General features: G+C 61.7%; 19 protein-coding genes and 4 tRNA genes. 4 read left to right on the top strand and 19 right to left on the bottom strand.

From position 1 onward, the window contains the following. Window positions 1-21 precede the first annotated feature (21 nt). Window positions 22-801, bottom strand: coding sequence for a CHAD domain-containing protein (locus ABX298_RS19530; RefSeq protein ID WP_075044536.1), 780 nt, complete (start codon window positions 799-801; stop codon window positions 22-24). Between the two features lie 17 nt (window positions 802-818). Further along, window positions 819-1,097, bottom strand: coding sequence for a hypothetical protein (locus ABX298_RS19525; RefSeq protein WP_003259403.1), 279 nt, complete (start codon window positions 1,095-1,097; stop codon window positions 819-821). 178 nt (window positions 1,098-1,275) lie between these two features. Between ABX298_RS19525 and ABX298_RS19520 the strand changes: the two genes are divergently transcribed. Continuing rightward, window positions 1,276-2,316 carry a patatin-like phospholipase family protein gene (locus ABX298_RS19520; protein ID WP_025338421.1) on the top strand — a complete coding sequence of 347 codons (1,041 nt, stop codon included), beginning with the start codon at window positions 1,276-1,278 and terminating at the stop codon, window positions 2,314-2,316. 177 nt (window positions 2,317-2,493) lie between these two features. Here ABX298_RS19520 and ABX298_RS19515 read toward each other — a convergent pair whose 3' ends face one another. From ABX298_RS19515 to ABX298_RS19485, 7 genes are all read right to left on the bottom strand, one after another. After that, complete coding sequence (locus ABX298_RS19515) at window positions 2,494-4,365, bottom strand: SurA N-terminal domain-containing protein (protein WP_025338420.1); 1,872 nt, start codon at window positions 4,363-4,365, stop codon at window positions 2,494-2,496. Window positions 4,366-4,548: 183 nt separating this feature from the next. Continuing rightward, window positions 4,549-4,821, bottom strand: a complete 273-nt coding sequence (locus ABX298_RS19510) for an HU family DNA-binding protein (protein ID WP_003259401.1) — start codon at window positions 4,819-4,821, stop codon at window positions 4,549-4,551. A gap of 152 nt (window positions 4,822-4,973) precedes the next feature. After that, window positions 4,974-7,370, bottom strand: a complete 2,397-nt coding sequence (gene lon, locus ABX298_RS19505) for an endopeptidase La (protein ID WP_015269697.1) — start codon at window positions 7,368-7,370, stop codon at window positions 4,974-4,976. 163 nt (window positions 7,371-7,533) lie between these two features. Further along, on the bottom strand, window positions 7,534-8,817 hold the full coding sequence (gene clpX / locus ABX298_RS19500; RefSeq protein WP_025338419.1) for an ATP-dependent Clp protease ATP-binding subunit ClpX: 1,284 nt from the start codon (window positions 8,815-8,817) through the stop codon (window positions 7,534-7,536). Window positions 8,818-8,925: 108 nt separating this feature from the next. Further along, window positions 8,926-9,567 (bottom strand): ATP-dependent Clp endopeptidase proteolytic subunit ClpP, encoded by a 642-nt coding sequence (gene clpP, locus ABX298_RS19495; protein ID WP_003259400.1) that lies wholly within the window; start codon window positions 9,565-9,567, stop codon window positions 8,926-8,928. Window positions 9,568-9,658: 91 nt separating this feature from the next. Then, the gene (gene tig, locus ABX298_RS19490; RefSeq protein ID WP_024086620.1) at window positions 9,659-10,972 is read right to left on the bottom strand and encodes a trigger factor; all 1,314 of its coding nucleotides are present in this window, start codon (window positions 10,970-10,972) and stop codon (window positions 9,659-9,661) included. Between the two features lie 247 nt (window positions 10,973-11,219). Beyond that, window positions 11,220-11,519 carry a DUF6388 family protein gene (locus tag ABX298_RS19485; protein ID WP_025338418.1) on the bottom strand — a complete coding sequence of 100 codons (300 nt, stop codon included), beginning with the start codon at window positions 11,517-11,519 and terminating at the stop codon, window positions 11,220-11,222. Between the two features lie 206 nt (window positions 11,520-11,725). Here ABX298_RS19485 and ABX298_RS19480 point away from each other — a divergent pair, with 206 nt between their 5' ends. Both ABX298_RS19480 and ABX298_RS19475 read left to right on the top strand, forming a co-directional pair. Continuing rightward, on the top strand, window positions 11,726-12,082 hold the full coding sequence (locus ABX298_RS19480; RefSeq protein WP_085692157.1) for a type II toxin-antitoxin system RelE/ParE family toxin: 357 nt from the start codon (window positions 11,726-11,728) through the stop codon (window positions 12,080-12,082). Continuing rightward, window positions 12,079-12,381 carry a Fis family transcriptional regulator gene (locus ABX298_RS19475; protein WP_317409484.1) on the top strand — a complete coding sequence of 101 codons (303 nt, stop codon included), beginning with the start codon at window positions 12,079-12,081 and terminating at the stop codon, window positions 12,379-12,381. The genes ABX298_RS19480 and ABX298_RS19475 overlap by 4 nt, the downstream gene beginning before the upstream one ends. A gap of 72 nt (window positions 12,382-12,453) precedes the next feature. Here ABX298_RS19475 and ABX298_RS19470 read toward each other — a convergent pair. From ABX298_RS19470 to ABX298_RS19455, 4 genes are all read right to left on the bottom strand, one after another. After that, a tRNA-His gene (locus ABX298_RS19470) sits at window positions 12,454-12,529 on the bottom strand. A gap of 44 nt (window positions 12,530-12,573) precedes the next feature. Further along, window positions 12,574-12,658: transfer RNA gene (locus ABX298_RS19465), tRNA-Leu, on the bottom strand. Between the two features lie 52 nt (window positions 12,659-12,710). Next, window positions 12,711-12,786: transfer RNA gene (locus ABX298_RS19460), tRNA-His, on the bottom strand. Window positions 12,787-12,827: 41 nt separating this feature from the next. Then, a tRNA-Arg gene (locus ABX298_RS19455) sits at window positions 12,828-12,904 on the bottom strand. Window positions 12,905-13,175: 271 nt separating this feature from the next. Here ABX298_RS19455 and folD point away from each other — a divergent pair. Next, a complete protein-coding gene (folD, locus tag ABX298_RS19450; protein ID WP_025338415.1) occupies window positions 13,176-14,030 on the top strand; it encodes a bifunctional methylenetetrahydrofolate dehydrogenase/methenyltetrahydrofolate cyclohydrolase FolD in 855 nt (284 codons plus the stop codon). A gap of 186 nt (window positions 14,031-14,216) precedes the next feature. Here the strand turns inward: folD and ABX298_RS19445 are convergent, their stop codons facing one another. Genes ABX298_RS19445 through ABX298_RS19420 form a run of 6 tightly spaced genes read right to left on the bottom strand, consistent with a single transcriptional unit; the run spans window position 14,217 to window position 20,148 of the window. Further along, the gene (locus ABX298_RS19445; protein ID WP_013971878.1) at window positions 14,217-15,956 is read right to left on the bottom strand and encodes an ABC transporter substrate-binding protein; all 1,740 of its coding nucleotides are present in this window, start codon (window positions 15,954-15,956) and stop codon (window positions 14,217-14,219) included. A 39-nt stretch (window positions 15,957-15,995) separates the two neighbouring features. Then, complete coding sequence (locus ABX298_RS19440; protein ID WP_013971877.1) at window positions 15,996-16,268, bottom strand: DUF2160 domain-containing protein; 273 nt, start codon at window positions 16,266-16,268, stop codon at window positions 15,996-15,998. Window positions 16,269-16,280: 12 nt separating this feature from the next. Further along, window positions 16,281-17,081: a carbohydrate ABC transporter permease gene (locus tag ABX298_RS19435; protein ID WP_367393505.1), complete on the bottom strand. Its 801-nt coding sequence runs from the start codon at window positions 17,079-17,081 to the stop codon at window positions 16,281-16,283. A 3-nt stretch (window positions 17,082-17,084) separates the two neighbouring features. After that, window positions 17,085-17,948 (bottom strand): carbohydrate ABC transporter permease, encoded by an 864-nt coding sequence (locus tag ABX298_RS19430; RefSeq protein ID WP_013971875.1) that lies wholly within the window; start codon window positions 17,946-17,948, stop codon window positions 17,085-17,087. After that, window positions 17,945-19,054: an ABC transporter ATP-binding protein gene (locus tag ABX298_RS19425; protein ID WP_367393504.1), complete on the bottom strand. Its 1,110-nt coding sequence runs from the start codon at window positions 19,052-19,054 to the stop codon at window positions 17,945-17,947. The genes ABX298_RS19430 and ABX298_RS19425 overlap by 4 nt, the downstream gene beginning before the upstream one ends. Then, on the bottom strand, window positions 19,054-20,148 hold the full coding sequence (locus ABX298_RS19420; protein WP_367393503.1) for an ABC transporter ATP-binding protein: 1,095 nt from the start codon (window positions 20,146-20,148) through the stop codon (window positions 19,054-19,056). Before ABX298_RS19420 ends, ABX298_RS19425 begins: the two co-directional genes overlap by 1 nt. Between the last annotated feature and the right edge of the window lie 163 nt (window positions 20,149-20,311).

Below are 20,311 nucleotides of genomic sequence, written 5' to 3'. Positions count from 1 at the left end.
GTCGATCAGCCCGCATATCGGTCATTTTTCGGGCTTTCGCCGCGCCAGCGCCTGCTGCAGTGCATCCAGCGTCACATCCGAATGGCGCTCGGCCTCGTGCAACTCCTGCTCCCAGGCGGCCTTGCACGATGCCAGGTCGGCATGGTCGCGCGCCTGCAACAGCCATTGCAGGCGATCATGCCAGTCACCCAGGTCGCCCTGGGCCTGCTTCAGCAAGCGCCGCAACTGCTTGCCCGCATGGTCGAGCTGCGGGTATGCCTCGTCACCGTAGCGCGCACGCTTGATCAGCAAACGCAGGCGATGGCGATCGTGGGCCGGGTCCTGCAGCGCTTTGTGCAACTTGCGCCACTGTTTGACCAGGCGTTTGTCGATACGCTTTTCCAACGCCTTGACCAGGCCCTCGCGGCCAGCTGCACGCAGGAACAGCGGAAACGCGTCGACAATCGCCAGCACCCGGGTCAGCTGCGGGCTGGCGGCAACACTGGCAAAGGTACTGCCTCGCCCTTCCAGGCGCCGCTGCCCGGCCTCGGCAAAACCACGCCCGATCAGTTCGGCCGCCAGCACCTCACGGTCACGCAACGGCGTGGTCAGTGTACCCAACGACTTGGCGGCGTCCTCCAGTTGCTCCACCCCCGGCAGCCCACGCAGCGGTCGCAGCAGGCTGCGCAGGCGCCGCAGGGTGGTGCGCAGGTCATGCAAGGCCTCACTGTCGGTATCGGCAGCCAGGCGCTCGCGGCAGGCCAGCAGGCGCACCTGCAAGGCCACTATCTGGGCAACCACATGATCGAGCATGGCAGACATCGAAAGACGCTCCTTGGTCAGCGCCCGGCGCGAGACTCACGAATGTAGAAACGGGCCTTTTCGGCTTTTCTGGTACAGCTTTCATAACCTTCGAACTGCTGCTGGGTCTTGGCCCCGGTCAGCAACGACAAGGCCTTGGAGTAGCTCACGGCACCGGCAAAGCCTTCGGCCTTGGCCAGGTCTAGTTCCTTCCAGGCGGCATCCAGTTGGGTCGCGCAACTCTCGCGGTAGGCCGTCTTGCCCGCGCAGCCAGCAAGGGCCAAGGCGATCAAGGGAAGGCAGATCCAGGCTTTCATCGGTAATACCTCAAAAGAAAAAACGTTGGCTTTTTGACGCCTCGGCAGCTGAAAAGTGCCCTGCCCAGCCCGCTTGGCCCAGCCAGTTTTATTACAGTAGCTCAGCGCGATGCACATTGAAGCACAGGTGGCGATGGGTGCATTGTAGGACCATGGTTGCACTGGCCGGGGAATGTTCATGAGCAAACGCGTGGCACTGGTACTGGGATCCGGCGGAGCCCGGGGGTATGCACATATCGGGGTGATCGAGGAAATCGAGCGGCGTGGCTACGACATTGCCTGCATCGCCGGCTGCTCCATGGGCGCGGTGATCGGCGGCATCTATGCCGCCGGCAAGCTGGAAGACTACCGCAACTGGATCGAGAGCCTCGACTACCTGGATGTGTTGCGCCTGGTCGATGTCAGCTTTCGCCTCGGCGCAATTCGCGGCGACAAGGTGTTCGGGCAAATCCGCAAGATCGTCGGCGAGATCAACATCGAGCAATTGCGCATCCCCTACACGGCGGTTGCAGCCGACCTCACCAACCAGCAGGAAATCTGGTTCCAGGAGGGCTGCCTGCACCAGGCCATGCGCGCCTCGGCGGCCATCCCCAGCCTGTTCACCCCGGTGATGCAAGGCAACCGCATGCTGGTCGACGGCGGCATCCTCAACCCGCTGCCGATCGTGCCGGTGGTGTCCAGCCACTGCGACCTGATCATCGCGGTCAACCTCAACGCCACCAATCAGAAGCAGTACCAGTTACCGGTGATCGAACGCCCGGCGGCGTTCAAGATGCGGTTCGATGCCCTGCTCAGTTCGCTGGGCTCGCGCTTGCCGTTCCGGCGCAAGCCGGCGGAGGAGCTGATCCGCATCGAGCAGGAAATCGTCGCCGAAGGGCTTGCGCCGCCAAACCCATGGCTGGCCGATGCCGCCAACCCGGAAGGCCAGCAACCGGCGGCGGCGCCGGAGCGCGAAGGCGCACCGAAGTCGGCGACCGGCTCGTTCATCATCGACAACGTGGGGCCCGCTTCGCTGCTGGACTTGATCAACCAGAGCTTCGAGGTCATGCAGACGTCGTTGGCGCAGTACAAGATCGCCGGCTATCCACCGGATGTATTGATCAACGTGCCCAAACGGGTGTGCCGGTTTTTCGAGTTCTACAAGGCGCCGGAGCTGATTGCCCTGGGGCGGGAGATTGCGCGGGATACGCTGGATAACTATGAAGGGGTGAAACGCTAGGCCTTGTACTGCCTGTAATGGCCTCATCGCCGGCAAGCCAGCTCCCACAGATACCCCGCAATGCTTGAGGCAAGTGTGATACCTGTGGGAGCTGGCTTTCCGGCGATGAGGCCGGAACAGGCAGCAGAAACGAAACAGGCCGCACTGGGCGGCCTGTTCGTTCATGCATCCATCACCTTAGTAACGGGTGATGTCCGCCTTGGCTTCCAGCTGCTTGCGGTACGCCGCGAAGTCTTGCTGGCCAGCACGCGACGCGAGGTAGCGGCGGATCTGCTGCTTCTCTTCGTCGGTGGCAGTAGCGCCTTCGTTGACACCCTTGAGCTGCAGTACCACCAGGCTACCGTCACGCAGCACGACGCTGCCATAAACCGGCTTGTCCTTGGCTTGTGGCTTGCCCAGGCGGAACAGTGCCTGCAGCTCGGCCGGGTCGATACCGTCCTCGCCGCGGGTAACTGCTTCATAGGCCTTCCAGCCCTGCCCTTCGTGCACACTGCCCGCTGCGATGGAACCGTCACGCAGGCCGGCAATCAGCTTGTCCGCCTTGGCCTTGAGCTCGGCAGTCGCCTTCTCCTTGGCCAGGTGCTCGCTGATGTTCTTGGCCACGGCTTCCAGCGGCAGCTGCTCAGGCTTGCGGTGCTCCTTGACGCGCAGTACCACGGTGGTTTCCGGGTCGAGCTCGATGGCGGTGCTGTTGGCACCCTCCTCCAGCACTTCTTCGGAGAATGCGGCCTGCACGACCGAACGGTTGGCAGTGATGCCTTCACCACCCTCACGGCCGAAGGCTGCGGAGGTTTGCACCTTCAGGTTCAGGTCCTGGGCCGGCTGGGCCAGGTCGGAAGCCTCGTAGGCGGCATCCTGCAGCTGCTTGCTGGCATCTACGTAACGCTGCTCGACCAGCGGGATCTTCAGGTCACGGGTCAGCTTGTCCTTCAGGCTGGCGAAGCTCGGCACTTCCGGTGCCTGTACGCCCAGCAGCTTGATCAGGTGGTAGCCGAACTCGGTGCGCACCGGCGCCGAGACCTGGCCATCCTGCAACTTGTACAGTGCATCTTCGAACGCCGGGTCGTAAACGCCCGGGCCAGCGAAGCCAAGGTCACCGCCGCTGTTGGCCGAACCCGGGTCCTGGGAGAACTCCTTGGCCAGCGCGGCAAAGTCTTCACCCTTGGCCAAACGCTGCTCGATCTCGTCGGCGCGGGCCTTGGCCTGGGCGTCGGTGACCTTGTCGTTGACCTCGATGAGGATGTGCGCGGCATGGCGCTGCTCGGCGAGGTTGGCGATTTCCTTCTCGTACTGGGCCTTGAGCTCTTCGTCGGTCACCTTGACCTGGTCGAAGAACACCGACTTCTTCAGCTCGATGTAGTCGATCACCACCTGGTCTGGCGACATGAACTCCTTGGCGTGCTGGTCGTAGTGCGCCTTGATCTCTTCATCGCTGACCTTGACCGCGGCCGGGTCGGCCTTGAAGGTCAGGGAAGCGAAGTCACGGGTCTGCTTCTCGAGGCGGGCAAAGGCATCGACCTGCTGGTCGGTGACGAAGCTGCTGCCGGCCAGGCCGGTGCGCAGCTGGCCGATAAGCATTTCCTCGGCGAGCATGTCGCGGAACTGCATGCGGCCATAGCCCATCTGGCGAATGACCTGGTCAAAACGGTCGGCACTGAACTTGCCGTCCACCTGGAATTCCGGCGTCTGCAGGATCACTTGATCCAGCGCGGCCTCGGAGAAGGCGAATTTGGCATCTTCGGCGCCTTGCAGCAGCAGCTTGCGGCTGATCAGGCCTTTCAGTGCCTCTTCACGCAGCAATTTGTCGTCCAGCAGCGCCGGGTCGAAATCCTTGCCCAACTGTTGCATCAGCTGACGGCGCTGCATGTCGGCCGCCTGGCTCAGCTCGTTCTGGCTGATGGTCTGGCCGTTCACCTTGGCGGCGTCCTGGCTATGTGTGGCGGCCTGGAAAATGGCTTCGAAGCCGGTCAACGCCATCAACACGACGATAAGGCCGATGATGGTCTTGGCAATCCAACCTTGTGAATTGTCCCTGATATTTTGCAGCATGCGTCCCCCAGAAACGGCTGTACCACTGCGTCGACAACCGCGGAGCGTGGGTAGAAACCTGATAAAAGAAAGGCGCATCCGAGGATGCGCCTTTTCTTAGCAAACGTGTCAGGCGGGAACGTTTGCGCCCCGCCATCACCGTGCTCGGACCTGGCCAGGCCGGGTCCGGCTGAAAGAGACGACTTAGTTGACGGCGTCTTTCAGGCCTTTGCCAGCCTTGAAGCCTGGAACCTTGGCGGCAGCGATCTTGATCGCGTTACCGGTTTGCGGGTTGCGGCCGGTGCGCTCTGCACGCTCCTTGACCGAGAAGGTACCGAAACCAACCAGTACCACATCGTCACCTTGCTTCAGGGCGCCGGTGACGGATTCGATGACTGCGTCCAGCGCACGGCCGGCTACAGCTTTCGGGATGTCAGCAGATGCGGCGATAGCGTCAATCAGTTCCGACTTGTTCACTCTAAGTCCCCTTATTTCTCTATTGAGTTTGTTTCTAAGTATGTAATGAAAAGCTTATGAAACGTGCGCTGGGTGGCCTGATGACAATAGCGTGCCGCTTTATAGCAAGGCCCCGAAAAAACTGTCAAGGAAAGCCCCCCAGCCAAAAACTACTAGTGCGTGCTAATTCTTTCCTTAGCATCGCCGTCGCGCTTTTCATCTTTCGCGACAATCTCCGGAGCCACATCTGGCAAGGGCTCCGGGGCGTATTGCAGCGCAATTTGCAGGACTTCGTCAATCCATTTGACCGGTTTGATCTGCAGATCCTGTTTGATATTTTCCGGAATCTCCTTCAGATCGCGAACATTCTCCTCGGGAATGATCACCGTCTTGATCCCGCCACGGTGTGCCGCCAGCAGTTTTTCCTTCAACCCGCCAATGGCCAGCACCTGGCCACGCAGGGTGATTTCGCCGGTCATGGCCACATCGGCACGTACCGGAATCTGCGTCAGCGCCGACACCAGCGCGGTGCACATGCCGATACCGGCACTTGGGCCGTCCTTCGGCGTGGCGCCTTCCGGCATGTGGATATGCACATCGTGCTTCTCGTGGAAGTCGGCGGCTATACCCAGGCTGCGGGCACGGCTGCGCACCACGGTCTGCGCGGCGGTGATCGACTCGACCATGACGTCGCCCAGCGAGCCGGTCTTGATCAGCTGGCCCTTGCCGGGGATGACCACGGCTTCGATGGTCAGCAGTTCGCCGCCCACCTGGGTCCAGGCCAGGCCGGTAACCTGGCCGATCTGGTCCTGCTGCTCGGCCAGGCCGTAGCGGAACTTGCGCACACCCAGCAGGTGTTCCAGCTGCTCGCTGGCCACCTTGACCTTGACCTGTTTCTGCCCGGTATGTTCCTTGACCACCTTGCGGCAGACCTTGGCGATTTGCCGCTCCAGGCCACGCACACCGGCTTCGCGGGTGTAGAAGCGGATGATGTCGCGGATCGCCGAGACGTCGACTTCCAGCTCGTCCTTCTTCAAGCCGTTGGCCTTGACCTGCTTGGGCACCAGGTACTTGACCGCGATGTTGATCTTCTCGTCCTCGGTGTAGCCCGGCAGGCGGATGACTTCCATCCGGTCGAGCAGCGCCGGCGGGATGTTCATCGAGTTCGAGGTGCACAGGAACATCACGTCCGAGAGGTCGTAGTCGACCTCCAGGTAGTGGTCGTTGAAGTTGTGGTTCTGCTCCGGGTCGAGCACTTCGAGCAGTGCCGAGGCCGGGTCGCCACGCATGTCGCTGCCCATCTTGTCGATTTCGTCCAGCAGGAACAGCGGGTTGCGCACCCCCACCTTGGTCATCTTCTGGATCAGGCGGCCAGGCATGGAACCGATGTAGGTACGGCGGTGACCACGGATTTCGGCCTCGTCACGCACACCACCCAGGGCCATGCGCACGAACTTGCGGTTGGTGGCAGCGGCGATCGACTCGGCCAGCGAGGTCTTGCCGACGCCAGGCGGGCCGACCAGGCACAGTACCGGGCCGCGGATTTTCTTGACGCGCTTTTGCACGGCAAGGTACTCGAGGATGCGTTCCTTGACCTCTTCCAGACCGTAGTGGTCGGCATCGAGGATTTCCTCGGCCTTGGCCAGGTCCAGGCGCACCTTGCTCTGGGCCTTCCACGGCACCTGCACCAGCCAATCGAGATAGGACCGGACCACGGTGGCCTCGGCCGACATCGGCGACATCTGCTTGAGCTTGTTCAGCTCGGCCTGGGCCTTGGCCAGTGCGTCCTTGGGCAGGCCAGCGGCTTCGATGCGCTTTTTCAGCTCTTCGACTTCGTTGTGGCCTTCGTCGCCATCGCCGAGTTCTTTCTGAATGGCCTTCATCTGCTCATTCAGGTAGTACTCGCGCTGGCTGCGCTCCATCTGCTTCTTGACCCGACCGCGAATGCGCTTTTCGACCTGCAGCAGGTCGATTTCGGCATCCAGCAGCGCCAGGACGTGCTCGACACGGGTCGGCAGATCGACGATTTCGAGAATTTCCTGTTTCTGCTCGATCTTCAAGGCCATGTGTGCGGCCATGGTATCGACCAGGCGCCCTGGCTCTTCGATGCTGTTCAGCGACGACAGCACTTCGGCAGGGACTTTCTTGCCCAGCTGCACGTACTGCTCGAACTGCGACAGCAGCGTGCGCACGAACACTTCCGACTCGCGCTCGGCGGCGTCGACTTCGTCGATCAGGGAAACTTCGGCACGGATGTGCCCTTCTACTTCGCTGAAACGCTCCACGGCGCCGCGCTGCTCGCCCTCGACCAGCACCTTGACGGTGCCATCGGGCAGTTTCAACAATTGCAGCACGGTGGCAACGGTACCGACGCGGTACAGGGCGTCTTCGCCCGGATCATCGTCGGCCGGATTTTTCTGGGCCAGCAGGAGGATCTGCTTTTCGCCCGTCATCGCCGCCTCAAGGGCTTCGATGGACTTTTCGCGCCCCACGAACAGCGGGATGACCATGTGCGGGTAAACAACGACATCGCGCAATGGCAAAAGAGGCAAGTCGAGGGTGGTCTTCATGATTTCGCCTCTACAGCGGCCTTATGGCCGGAAACCGGTGGAAATGATGCTTGGACCTAATGTGGGGGCACGCTTGGGAAATTACAAGCGCTAGCGCAGGAAAAGCAGAAAGGGGCCCGTAGGCCCCTTCTTGCTTGCAACCGTCAACCGGCCATTGCCTGGATCAGGCGTCCGGTGCGGCCTTGGCTTGCGGCTCGCTGTTCTCGTAGATCATCAGCGGCTGCGAGGTACCATCGATGACGCTCTCGTCGATCACCACCTTGCTGACATCCTTCTTCGAAGGAATCTCGTACATGGTGTCGAGCAGCACGCCTTCGAGGATCGAACGCAGGCCACGGGCGCCGGTCTTGCGCTCCAGGGCCTTGCGCGCCACGGCCTTGAGCGCATCGCTGCGGAACTCGAGGTCGACGCTTTCCATCTCGAACAGCTTGGCATACTGCTTGGTCAGGGCGTTCTTCGGCTCGGTGAGGATCTGCATCAGCGCAGCCTCGTCCAGCTCGTCGAGGGTTGCCAGTACCGGCAGGCGGCCAACGAATTCCGGGATCAGGCCAAACTTGACCAGATCGTCCGGCTCGACCTCACGCAGGGACTCGCCAACCTTCTTGCCCTCTTCCTTGCTGCGTACTTCGGCGCCAAAACCGATGCCACCCTTGGTGGAGCGGTTCTGGATGACCTTTTCCAGGCCCGAGAAGGCGCCACCGCAGATGAACAGGATGTTGCGGGTATCGACCTGCAGGAATTCCTGTTGCGGGTGCTTGCGGCCGCCTTGCGGCGGAACCGAGGCCACGGTGCCTTCGATCAGCTTCAGCAGTGCCTGCTGCACGCCCTCGCCCGAGACGTCACGGGTGATGGACGGGTTGTCCGACTTGCGCGAAATCTTGTCGATCTCGTCGATGTAGACAATGCCCATCTGGGCCTTTTCCACGTCGTAGTCGCACTTCTGCAACAGCTTCTGGATGATGTTCTCGACGTCCTCACCCACGTAACCGGCTTCGGTCAGGGTGGTGGCGTCAGCAATGGTGAACGGTACGTTCAACAGGCGTGCAAGGGTTTCGGCGAGCAGGGTCTTGCCCGAGCCGGTTGGCCCGATGAGCAGGATGTTGCTCTTGCCGAGTTCGACTTCGTCACCCTTCTTGTCACGCTGGTTCAGGCGCTTGTAGTGGTTGTACACCGCTACGGCAAGCACCTTCTTCGCGCGTTCCTGACCAATGACGTACTGGTCCAGGATACCGCTGATTTCTTTCGGCGAAGGCAATTTGTGCGCGCTGCTCTCGGCCTGGGCTTCCTGCACCTCCTCACGGATGATGTCGTTGCACAGGTCGACGCACTCGTCGCAGATAAATACCGAGGGCCCGGCAATCAGTTTGCGCACTTCGTGCTGGCTTTTGCCGCAGAAGGAGCAATAAAGCAATTTGCCGCTGTCCTCGCCGTTACGGGTGTCAGTCATTCGATCGATCCAATCCGGTAGGCTTGCAACACAAGATGAAGGCAATTGCGGGCTTTTTCAAGTCCGCAGGTAGGCGCTTTCCGCGCCTACCTGCTCTGGCACCCCGGTTCAGGAGGCCAGTTGCCGCTTGTCGTAGACCGAGTCGATCAGGCCGTACTCGGCCGCGCGCGAGGCGCTCATGAAGTTGTCACGTTCGGTGTCGCGCTTGATGGTCTCGAGATCCTGGCCGGTGTGGTAGGCCAGCAGCTCGTTCAGGCGTGCCTTGATATTGAGGATTTCCTGGGCGTGGATTTCGATATCGGTGGCCTGACCCTGGAAGCCGCCCAGCGGCTGGTGGATCATCACGCGCGAGTTCGGCAGGCAGTGACGCTTGCCCTTGGCACCTGCAGCCAGCAGGAAGGCGCCCATGCTGCAGGCCTGGCCGATGCAGATGGTCGAGACGTCCGGCTTGATGAACTGCATGGTGTCGTAGATCGACATGCCGGCGGTGACGGAACCGCCCGGCGAGTTGATGTACAGATGGATATCCTTGTCCGGGTTTTCCGCTTCAAGGAACAGCAGTTGCGCGACGACGAGGTTGGCCATGTAGTCCTCTACCGGGCCAACCAGGAAGATCACACGCTCCTTCAACAGGCGCGAGTAGATGTCGTAAGCGCGTTCGCCACGGGCGGACTGCTCGATAACCATCGGGACCAGGCCGCCTGCGGCCTGGATGTCAGAGCTCTGCTGAATATAAGAATTGCGGGACATGTCCTGCGCTCACTCCCAAATAGTCATGGCTTGAATACGCACAAGCCAGCTCGAAGGCTGGCTTGTGGGGGTTTCCTACGAGAGAAGCCTGTTACTCAGCGGCGGCTGGAGCCTGTGCTGGTTTAACGGCATCTTCGTACGAGACCGACTTGTCGGTCACAGTCGCTTTCTGCAGAACAGTATCTACAACTTGTTCTTCCAGCACAACCGAACGGACTTCGTTCAGTTGCTGGTCGTTCTTGTAGTACCAGGCGATGACCTGCTCAGGCTCTTGGTAAGCCGAAGCCATTTCTTCGATCATTTCGCGAACCTTGCCTTCGTCCGGCTTCAGCTCGAACTGCTTGACCACTTCGGCCACGATCAGGCCCAGGACCACACGGCGCTTGGCTTGTTCTTCGAACAGCTCGGCCGGCAGTTGCTCAGGCTTGATGTTGCCACCGAACTGCTGAACAGCCTGCACGCGCAGACGGTTGACTTCGTTTTCCAGCAGGGCCTTAGGCACTTCGATCGGGTTGGCAGCCAGCAGACCGTCCATGACCTGGTTCTTCACCTTGGCCTTGATGGCCTGGCGCAGTTCACGCTCCATGTTCTTGCGAACTTCGGTGCGGAAGCCTTCCAGGGTCGATTCCTTGATGCCGAACTGGGCGAAGAACTCTTCGTTCAGCTCTGGCAGCACAGGAGCAGCAACGCTGTTGACGGTGATGGTGAACTCGGCGGCTTTGCCAGCCAGGTCCAGGTTCTGGTAGTCCTCAGGGAAGGTCACGTTGACAACGCGCTCTTCGCCAGCCTTGGCGCCAACCAGGCCGTCTTCGAAGCCTGGGATCATGCGGCCGGAGCCCAGTACCAGCTGGGTGCCCTTGGCCGAACCACCGGCGAACACTTCACCGTCGACCTTGCCGACGAAGTCGATGTTGACCTGGTCGTCGTTCTGCGCGGCGCGCTCGACGGCCTCGAAGCGGGTGTTCTGCTTGCGCAGCACTTCCAGCATGTTGTCCAGGTCGGCGTCAGCCACTTCGGCGCTCAGGCGCTCGACGTTGATCGACTCGAGGCCGCCAACAGTGAACTCTGGGAACACTTCGAAGATGGCGACGAATTCCAGGTCCTTGCCCTTTTCGAAGGACTTCGGCTCTACCGCAGGGGCGCCAGCCGGGTTCAGCTTCTGCTCGACGATGGCTTCGTAGAAGGAAGCCTGGACCAGGTCACCGAAAGCCTCTTGACGGGCATCGGCTTCGAAACGCTGACGGATCACGCTCATCGGCACTTTGCCTGGGCGGAAGCCGGCAACCTTGGCGCGCTTGGCAGTCTGTTGCAGACGCTTGTTGACTTCGTTCTCGACGCGCTCGGCCGGAACGGCGATGGTCATGCGGCGCTCGAGAGCGGAAGTGTTTTCAACAGAAACTTGCATGGATATTCCTCGTTGCACAGACGTTAGCCGGCGTTAGCCCGACTCCAGAATCAAGGGCAAGCATTCTAGTGAGTCGCGCAGCAGAAGTCACCCCACTCGGGACGACGGGAAACCACGCCGGTCGATTAACTTTCAAGGCCCGCACGACATAACGCCGGGCCTGCTTCAATGGGGGCCGCACGACGCCCGGGGCGACCTGCAGCCGAAATACCTTGTCAAACAACTACCAGGAACGAATTCGCTGCCTTTATTCAGGATCGATTTCGTTGAACTGGCAGTACTCCTCCCACTCCATCCCCAGCGCCTCGGCTACCTCGCGGTGCGTCTCCAGGCGCATGGCCTGCAGCTGCTCGGGGGTTTCGGCGATCAGTTGCAGGGCCAGCTCCCAAGGCTGGATACCCTGCTCCTCGGCCGCATCCTCGAACGCCCACTCGATCTGCTGGGCCTGCTCGCGCGCATCCAGCTCACGGATCTCTTCGAGCAGCTGCGGGTTGGCCTCGGCAAAGCGCTGTAGCGCCAGGGCCTGACGGGCTTCTTTTGCGATCATCGGGCTGTTCCTCTGCCGGCCAAATGGGCCGGTGTTTCAACCGGCTGAAATCTAACAGCTTTTATTGGGATGTCACCAGCGGATTGCAAGGGCCGGGATCGATTGATTTGCAACCCGGCGAACACTCCTACAGCACTGTGGGAAACACGCTATCGCACAAGCTATTGCCCTGCGCTTGAATGGAGCACCTTTTTTGGTACACTTCCATGGACAGGAACGCAACAACACTAGAAGTCCGCTTCTTTCGCACAGAAGCCGGCAATGAGCCTGTACGCGAATGGCTGACCTCACTCCCCCGCACCCACAAACACCTGATTGGAACCGAGATCAAGACAATACAAATCGGATGGCCGCTAGGCATGCCCATTGTCAGGAAGCTCGGGAAAGGCCTATGGGAGGCCAGGGTCAACCTTGAGAACACGATCGCCCGGGTTCTTTTTACCGTGGATGGAAACACCATGGTCCTGCTTCACGGCTTCATCAAGAAGAGCCAGAAAACACCAGCGCCGGACCTGGCCGCCGCCAGGCAGCGCCAAGCCGCCATAAAGAGGCACAAGCAATGACCACACATATCGGCTCCGACTTCGACGACTTCCTGACAGGCGAGGGCCTTGCAGAGGAGGTATCCGCAGCCGCCCTGAAGCGCGTGATCGCCTGGCAGATCGCCGATGCCATGAAAGCGCAGAAGATCAGCAAGAAGGCATTGGCCGAGCGCATGCACACCAGCCGCACTGCGGTTGACCGGGCGCTCGACCAGAACGACCCAGGCATGACACTGGCAACCCTGGCCAGCGCAGCGCGCGCCCTCGGGCATCGCGTAGAGGTGCGCCTAGTACCGGAAAACAGCCCTGCCCTCGCCTGAGCGCAGCGCGCCAGATCAGGGCGCAAAACAAAAAGGCGCCCGATCTCACGATCAAGGCGCCTTCGAAGAATATGGGGTGGACGATGGGAATCGAACCCACGACAACTGGAATCACAATCCAGCGCTCTACCAACTGAGCTACGCCCACCATATTGCGGTCTTGCGATGTTGCGGTACAGCCTTACAGAAGCATGGTGCGGACGAAGAGACTCGAACTCTTACAGCTTGCGCCGCTGGAACCTAAATCCAGTGTGTCTACCAATTTCACCACGTCCGCGTAACGCTTAAAACAAAGGCGCCAGATGCTATCGAGGCGCCTTTGAAGAATATGGGGTGGACGATGGGAATCGAACCCACGACAACTGGAATCACAATCCAGCGCTCTACCAACTGAGCTACGCCCACCATATTGCATTACAGCCTACTTGCTTGCCAAAGCTGCCTAATGGCGCACCCGGCAGGACTCGAACCTGCGACCATCCGCTTAGAAGGCGGATGCTCTATCCAGCTGAGCTACGGGCGCTTAAGCTTGAAGCCTAACCGAACGAGACCTTAACAGGTAACTGCTAAACCACTCATTCTGCCCGACTTAGCCAACCAGTGCTAGGCTGTGCCCGACAAGTGCGGCGAATCTTATAGGCGGGCCTGATAGTCGTCAACACCTTTCTCAAAAAAATTTAAATTATTTAAGGGCTTAGGGGATTTGCCCGACCACCCGCCTTTGCCCTTGGCCCATGTCGTGCGAGAATGCGCCCTCTTTAATTGTTTCCTTCTCGATGGTTAATCACGCGTCTATGACTGCACACCTAATCGATGGCAAGGCGATCGCCGCCAGCCTGCGCCAGCAGATCGCTCAACGTGTCGTGGAGCGTCGCCAGCAAGGCCTGCGTACGCCGGGCCTGGCGGTGATCCTGGTCGGCACCGACCCCGCCTCCCAAGTCTATGTCTCGCACAAGCGCAAGGACTGCGAAGAGGTCGGCTTCATTTCGCAGGCGTTCGACCTGCCCAGCGAAACCACGCAGCAGGCCCTGACCGAGCTGATCGACCGCCTCAATGACGACCCGGCCGTCGACGGTATCCTGCTGCAGTTGCCGCTGCCGGCGCACCTGGACGCCTCGCTGCTGCTCGAGCGCATCCGCCCGGACAAGGACGTGGACGGCTTCCACCCGTACAACATCGGCCGCCTGGCCCAGCGCATCCCGCTGCTGCGCCCGTGCACGCCGAAGGGCATCATGACCCTGCTGGAAAGCACCGGCCAGGACCTGTACGGCATGAACGCGGTCATCGTCGGCGCCTCCAACATCGTTGGCCGCCCGATGGCCATGGAGCTGCTGCTGGCCGGCTGCACCGTGACCGTCTGCCACCGCTTCACCAAGGACCTCCCCGGCCATGTCGGCCGCGCCGACCTGGTGGTAGTGGCCGCAGGCAAGCCGGGCCTGGTCAAGGGTGAGTGGATCAAGGAAGGTGCCATCGTCATCGACGTGGGCATCAACCGCCAGGAAGACGGCAAGCTGGTCGGCGACGTGGTCTACGAGACCGCCCTGCCGCGCGCCGGCTGGATCACGCCGGTGCCGGGCGGCGTCGGGCCGATGACCCGCGCATGCCTGCTGGAGAACACGCTGTATGCGGCGGAAGAGCTGCACAAGTAATACCGCGTGAGATGAAAACGGCACCTCTGGCAGGTGCCGTTTTTTTTGCCCGTGATCAATGCATTGGCTTCACCGGCCTCTTCGCGGGTGAACCCGCTCCCACAGGTTGCGCGCCGTCCCAGAAGATGGCGATATCTCTGTGGGAGCGGGCTTACCCGCGAAGAAGCCGGCGCGGTATTCAGCCGGTCACTTCCTGGCCGCCTCCCACGACTTCAGCAGTTCGTTGTAGCTGACCGTCTCGCCCTTGGGCTTTTCGTTGGCCAGTTTCGGTTTCGGCGCCCCGGGCTGGTCGAACCAGTACTGGGCGTCCTTCTCCGGGTTCAGCTTCGGTGCGCAGGTGGCCTGGGCGTTGGACCGCTGCAACCGCTCCATCATCCGGTCCTGGTCGCGGGCCAGGCCGTCCAGCGCTTCCTGCGGGGTCTTCTCGCCACTGGCCACTTCGGCGATGTGGCTCCACCACAACTGCGCCAACCGCGGGTAATCCGGCACGTTGGTGCCGGTCGGTGTCCACTGTACCCGCGCCGGGCTGCGGTAGAACTCCACCAGCCCGCCCAGCTTGGGCGCCAGTTCGGTCATGGCCTGGGAATTGATGTCCGACTCGCGAATCGGTGTGAGGCCGACGATGGTCTTTTTCAGCGACACGGTCTTGGAGGTGACGAACTGGGCGTACAACCACGCAGCCAGGCGTTGCTTCTCGGGGGTGGACTTGAAGAAGGTCCACGAACCGGTGTCCTGGTAGCCCAGCTTCATCCCCTCCTCCCAGTACGGCCCCTTCGGCGAAGGCGCCATGCGCCACTTCGGCGTGCCGTCAGCGTTCACCACCGGCAAACCGGGCTTGGTCATGTCGGCGGTAAACGCGGTGTACCAGAAGATCTGCTGGGCGATATTACCCTGGGCCGGCACCGGGCCGGCTTCGGAGAAGGTCATGCCCTGGGCTTCCTTGGGCGCATAGGCACGCATCCAGTCCACGTACTTCTGCGTGGCATACACGGCGGCCGGGCCGTTGGTGTCGCCGCCACGGGTCACGCTGGACCCCACCGGGTGGCAGTCCTCCACGCGAATACCCCATTCGTCCACCGGCAAACCATTGGGCAGGCCTTTGTCGCCGCCACCCGCCATGGAGAACCAGGCATCGGTGAAGCGCCAGCCCAGCGACGGGTCTTTCTTGCCGTAGTCCATGTGGCCATAAACGCGTTTGCCGTCGATTTCCTTGACGTCTTCGGTGAAGAACCTGGCAATGTCCTCGTAGGCCGACCAGTTCACCGGTACGCCCAGCTCGTAGCCGTACTTTTCCTTGAACCTGGCCTTCAGCTCGGGCCGCTCGAACCAGTCGGCACGGAACCAGTAGAGGTTGGCGAACTGCTGGTCGGGCAGTTGGTAGACCTTGCCATCCGGCGCGGTGGTGAAGGAAATGCCGATGAAGTCCTTCAGGTCCAAGGTCGGCGAAGTGTAGTCCTTGCCTTCGTTGGCCATCAGGTCGGTGATCGATTCCACCTTGCCGTAGCGAAAGTGCGTACCGATCAGGTCGGAGTCGTTGACCCAGCCGTCATAGATGTTCTTGTCCGACTGCATCTGTGTCTGCAGCTTTTCCACCACGTCGCCTTCCTGCAACAGGTCGTGGGTCAGCTGTATACCGGTGATCTCGCTGAAAGCCTTGGCCAGCACCTTGGACTCGTATTCATGGGTGGTGATGGTTTCCGACACCACGTTGATCTTCATGCCACGGAACGGCTCGGCAGCCTTGATGAACCACTTCAACTCGGCCAGCTGCTGTTCAGGGGTAAGGGTCGAAGGCTTGAACTCACTGCCGAGCCACTTCCTTGCCGCATCCTCGTACTGGTCGGCCCAGGCTGTGCCCTGCACGCTGGCCAGTACCAGCAACGCGGCCAGGGTCAAATGTCGCCTGTTGTACTTGTTGTCGAACATTGTGATCTCCCGTTTCAGTTATCCCACAGGGCCGCTCGCTCAGCCCCAGCGCAGCACCACCACCAGCCACGCCAGCGACAGCAGCGAGGCCACCCACAATGGCCACTCGCTGACGCCAACCACCAGCAAATGCAGGTAGGCGCTGGCCAGCAGGCCGATGAACAAGCGGTCGCCACGGCTGGTGACCAGCGGCAGGAAGCCGCGTCGCTCCACGCAGGGGCGGCGCAGTTCGAGCAGGGTCATGCCCAGCAGCAGCACGCCAACGGCGGCGAAGAACAGCGCCGTCGGCAAGGTCCAGGCCATCCACTCCATGCCTTGCCCTCCTCACACCCGGCCCAGGGCGAAGCCCTTGGCCACATGGTTGCGCACGAACCAGATCACCAGCATGCCCGGCAAGATGGTCAGTACCCCCGCCGCCGCCAACACGCCCCAATCGATGCCCGAGGCCGACACGGTACGGGTCATCACCGCGGCGATCGGTTTGGCATTCACCGAGGTCAGAGTGCGCGCCAGCAGCAGCTCGACCCAGGAGAACATGAAACAGAAAAACGCCGTCACGCCGATGCCGGAGCCAATCAGCGGGATGAAGATCTTCACGAAGAAGCGCGGGAAGCTGTAGCCGTCGATGTAGGCTGTTTCGTCGATTTCCTTCGGCACACCAGACATGAACCCCTCGAGGATCCACACCGCCAGCGGCACGTTGAACAGGCAGTGGGCCAGGGCCACGGCGATATGGGTATCGAACAGGCCGATCGACGAATACAGCTGGAAGAACGGCAGCAGGAACACCGCCGGTGGCGCCATGCGGTTGGTCAGCAGCCAGAAGAACAGGTGCCGGTCCCCGAGGAAGCGGTAACGCGAGAAGGCATATGCCGCTGGCAGCGCCACCAGCAGCGAAATCAGCGTGTTCAGGCACACGTAGTACAGCGAATTGATGTAGCCGCTGTACCAGCTGGCATCGGTGAAAATCACCCGGTAGTTGTCGAGGGTGAACGCCTGTGGCCACAGGGTCAGGCCGCCGAGGATTTCGTTGTTGCTCTTGAACGACATGTTCAGCAGCCAGTAGATCGGCACCAGCAGGAAGAAGAAATACAGCAACAGGGCCAGCGATTTGCGCGTGCTCATGGCCTAGTCCTTGTCGGCATGGGTCATGGCTGTGTAGAACAGCCACGAAACCAGCAGGATGATCAGGAAGTACACCAGCGAGAATGCCGCCGCCGGGCCCAGGTCGAACTGCCCCACGGCCATGCGCGTGAGGGTCTGGCTGAGGAAGGTGGTGGCGTTGCCGGGCCCGCCACCGGTCAGCACGAAGGGCTCGGTATAGATCATGAAGCTGTCCATGAAGCGCAGCATCACCGCGATCAGCAGCACGTTCTTCAGCTTGGGCAACTGGATATGGCGGAACACCGCCCAGCCCGAGGCGCGGTCGATGCGCGCAGCCTGGTAGTACACGTCGGGGATGGCGCGCAGCCCCGAATAACAGAGCAACGCCACCAGCGATGTCCAGTGCCACACATCCATCACCAGCACGGTCAGCCAAGCGTCGAACGGGTCGCCAGCGTAGTTGTAGCTGACCCCGAGCTTGGCCAGGGTGGCGCCGAGCAGGCCGATGTCGGCCCGGCCGAAAATCTGCCAAATGGTGCCGACCACGTTCCACGGGATCAGCAACGGGATGGCCATGACGATCAGGCACACCGAGGCCATGCGCCCCTTGGTCGGCATGGTCAGGGCAATGGCGATGCCCAGCGGGATCTCGATCAGCAGCACGCAGGCGGAATAGATGAACTGGCGCAGCAGCGCATCGTGCAGCGCCGGGTCGCGCAGCACCTGGCGGTACCAGTCGGCGCCGACGAAGTAGCGGTTGGACTGGTCGAAGATGTCCTGCACCGAGTAATTGACCACCGTCATCATCGGCACCACCGCACTGAATGCCACCAGCAGGAACACCGGCAGCACCAGCCACCAGGCCTTGTTGTTGGGCACCTTGTTCATGGCCCGGCCTCCAGCAGTACATCGTCGACGTACAGCATCAGCCACTGCGCCGGCAGGCTGACCCAGGCCTGGGCCACCGGCAGCGGGCGGTCCTCGCCCAGGCGCGCCTTGAGCGCGACACCGCCCAGTTCGAGGGTGACGATGCGGTAGGTGCCCAGGTCCTCGACGTCCAGCACCCGTGCCGGGTAGGCGTCATCGAACGGGCTGTCCCACAGCTGCACGAATTCCGGGCGGATGCCTACCTGCAGGCGTCCACCGCCTGTGGCCGCCAGGCGCTCTCGCAGGTGCTCCCGCAGTTGCCCGGGCAGCACCAGGTGAATATCGCCGAACACCACCCCATCCGCTTCGGCGCGTACCTCGATCAGGTTCATCCCCGGGCTGCCGATGAAGTAACCGACGAAGGTATGCCGCGGCCGCTCGAACAGTTCACGCGGGGTGCCGAACTGAACGATGCGCCCGCCGTGCATCACCGCGATCTTGTCGGCGAACGTCGAGGCCTCCAACTGGTCGTGGGTGACGTAGATCATGGTGATGTTGAACTGCTCGTGGATCTGCTTGAGCTTGCGCCGCAGCTTCCACTTCAGGTGCGGGTCGATCACCGTCAGCGGCTCGTCGAACAGGATCGCCGACACGTCATCGCGCACCAGGCCACGCCCCATGGAGACCTTCTGCTTTTCGTCGGCACTGAGGTTGCGCGCCTTCTTGCGCAGCACGGCCGACAGGTCGAGCACCTCGGCAATTTCCTCCACCCGGGCCTGCACCCGGGCTTCATCCAGCCCCTGGTTGCGCAAGGGAAACGCCAGGTTGTCGAACACCGTCATGGTGTCGTACACCACCGGGAACTGAAACACCTGGGCGATGTTGCGCGCCTGTGGTGACAGCTGGTTGACCGACTTGCCGTCGAACAGCACCTCGCCGTGGGACGGTGTCAGCAGCCCGGAGATGATGTTGAGCAAGGTCGACTTGCCGCAGCCCGACGGCCCGAGCAAGGCGTAGGCACCGCCCTGCTCCCACACATGCTCCAGCGCGTGCAGGGCATAGTCCGCCTCGCTGACGGGCTGGCGGCTGTAGCTGTGCGCCAGTTGGCGCAGGCGGATCTCGGCCATCACCCTCTCCTTGCCTGGCGCAGCCCAGGGGCCTGCACCAGCGCCCCGGCGCTGTCGAACACGAACAGCTTGTGGGTGGGGATGAACACGCGGATCGGAGTGTCCACCTGGTATTCGTGCACCCCTGGCAGGTGCAGGATCATGCGCCAGTGTTCGTTGCGCACATGCAGGAAGGTCTCTGAACCACTGATCTCGGCCAGTTCCACCAGCACCGACAATTCCAGGTCGTCGTCGTGGGCCGGCACCAGGCTGATGTGGCTGGGCCGCACGCCAAAGCGGTAGTCACCCTCGGCAAGCGGCTGCAAGTCGGCATTGCGGGCAAAGTGCACGGCCTGGGCCAGGCTCACGTCGTTGCCGCTGATACGGCCAGGCACCAGGTTGATCGGCGGCTCGGAAAACAGCTCGGCAGCCAGCACGCTGCCCGGGCGCTGGTAGACCTCGGCGGTAGGCCCGCTCTGGACGATACGGCCCTCATGCACCAGGGTGGTGGTACCGCCCAGAGCCAGCGCCTCGTTGGGCTCGGTGGTGGCATACACGGCAATGCAGTGGCGTGCCGCGAACAGTTCGCGCAGTTCCTGGCGCAGGCCCTCGCGCAGCTTGTAGTCGAGGTTGACCAGTGGCTCGTCGAACAAAATCAGCGAGGCATCCTTGACCAGCGCCCGGGCCATTGCCGTGCGTTGTTGCTGGCCACCGGACAGCTCCAGCGGCAGGCGCTGCAGGTAGGCTTCGATGCGCAGCATTTCGGCGGTTTCCTGCACCCGTCGGCAAATCTGGGGCTCGTCCATGCGTGCCTGGCGCAGCGGTGAAGCAATGTTCTCGTACACGCTGAGGGTCGGGTAATTGATGAACTGCTGATACACCATCGACACATTGCGCTGGCGCACCGGCACGCCAGTCACGTCCTGGCCATCCATCAGCACCCGCCCCCGGTCCGGGCGATCGAGCCCGGCCATCAGGCGCATCAGGCTGGTCTTGCCAGCCAGGGTGCGGCCCAGCAGCACGTTGAACGAGCCGGGTTCGAAACGCAGCGAGGCATCGACGATCCAGGCCTGGTTGTCGACGCTGCGGCTGACCTGTTCCAGCACCAGGGACATGGCGTGGCCTTCTTGTGGTTTTTGTCTGCCGGGCACAGCCAGTTTCGTGCCAGTTGCGCCGCGACCGTCTGGCCCGGGGCCTTGCTGGCCACACCGGCCAATCGCAGGTTCACAAGTGAACACAAGCACTGAACAACTGAACACTTGCCGGTTTGACATTGAA

This window comes from Pseudomonas sp. X4 (assembly GCF_040784925.1).
In the GTDB taxonomy this organism is placed as follows: domain Bacteria; phylum Pseudomonadota; class Gammaproteobacteria; order Pseudomonadales; family Pseudomonadaceae; genus Aquipseudomonas; species Aquipseudomonas putida_Z.
The sequence above is the reverse complement of the archived record's forward strand: the minus strand, read 5'-3'. Positions and strand labels throughout refer to the sequence as shown.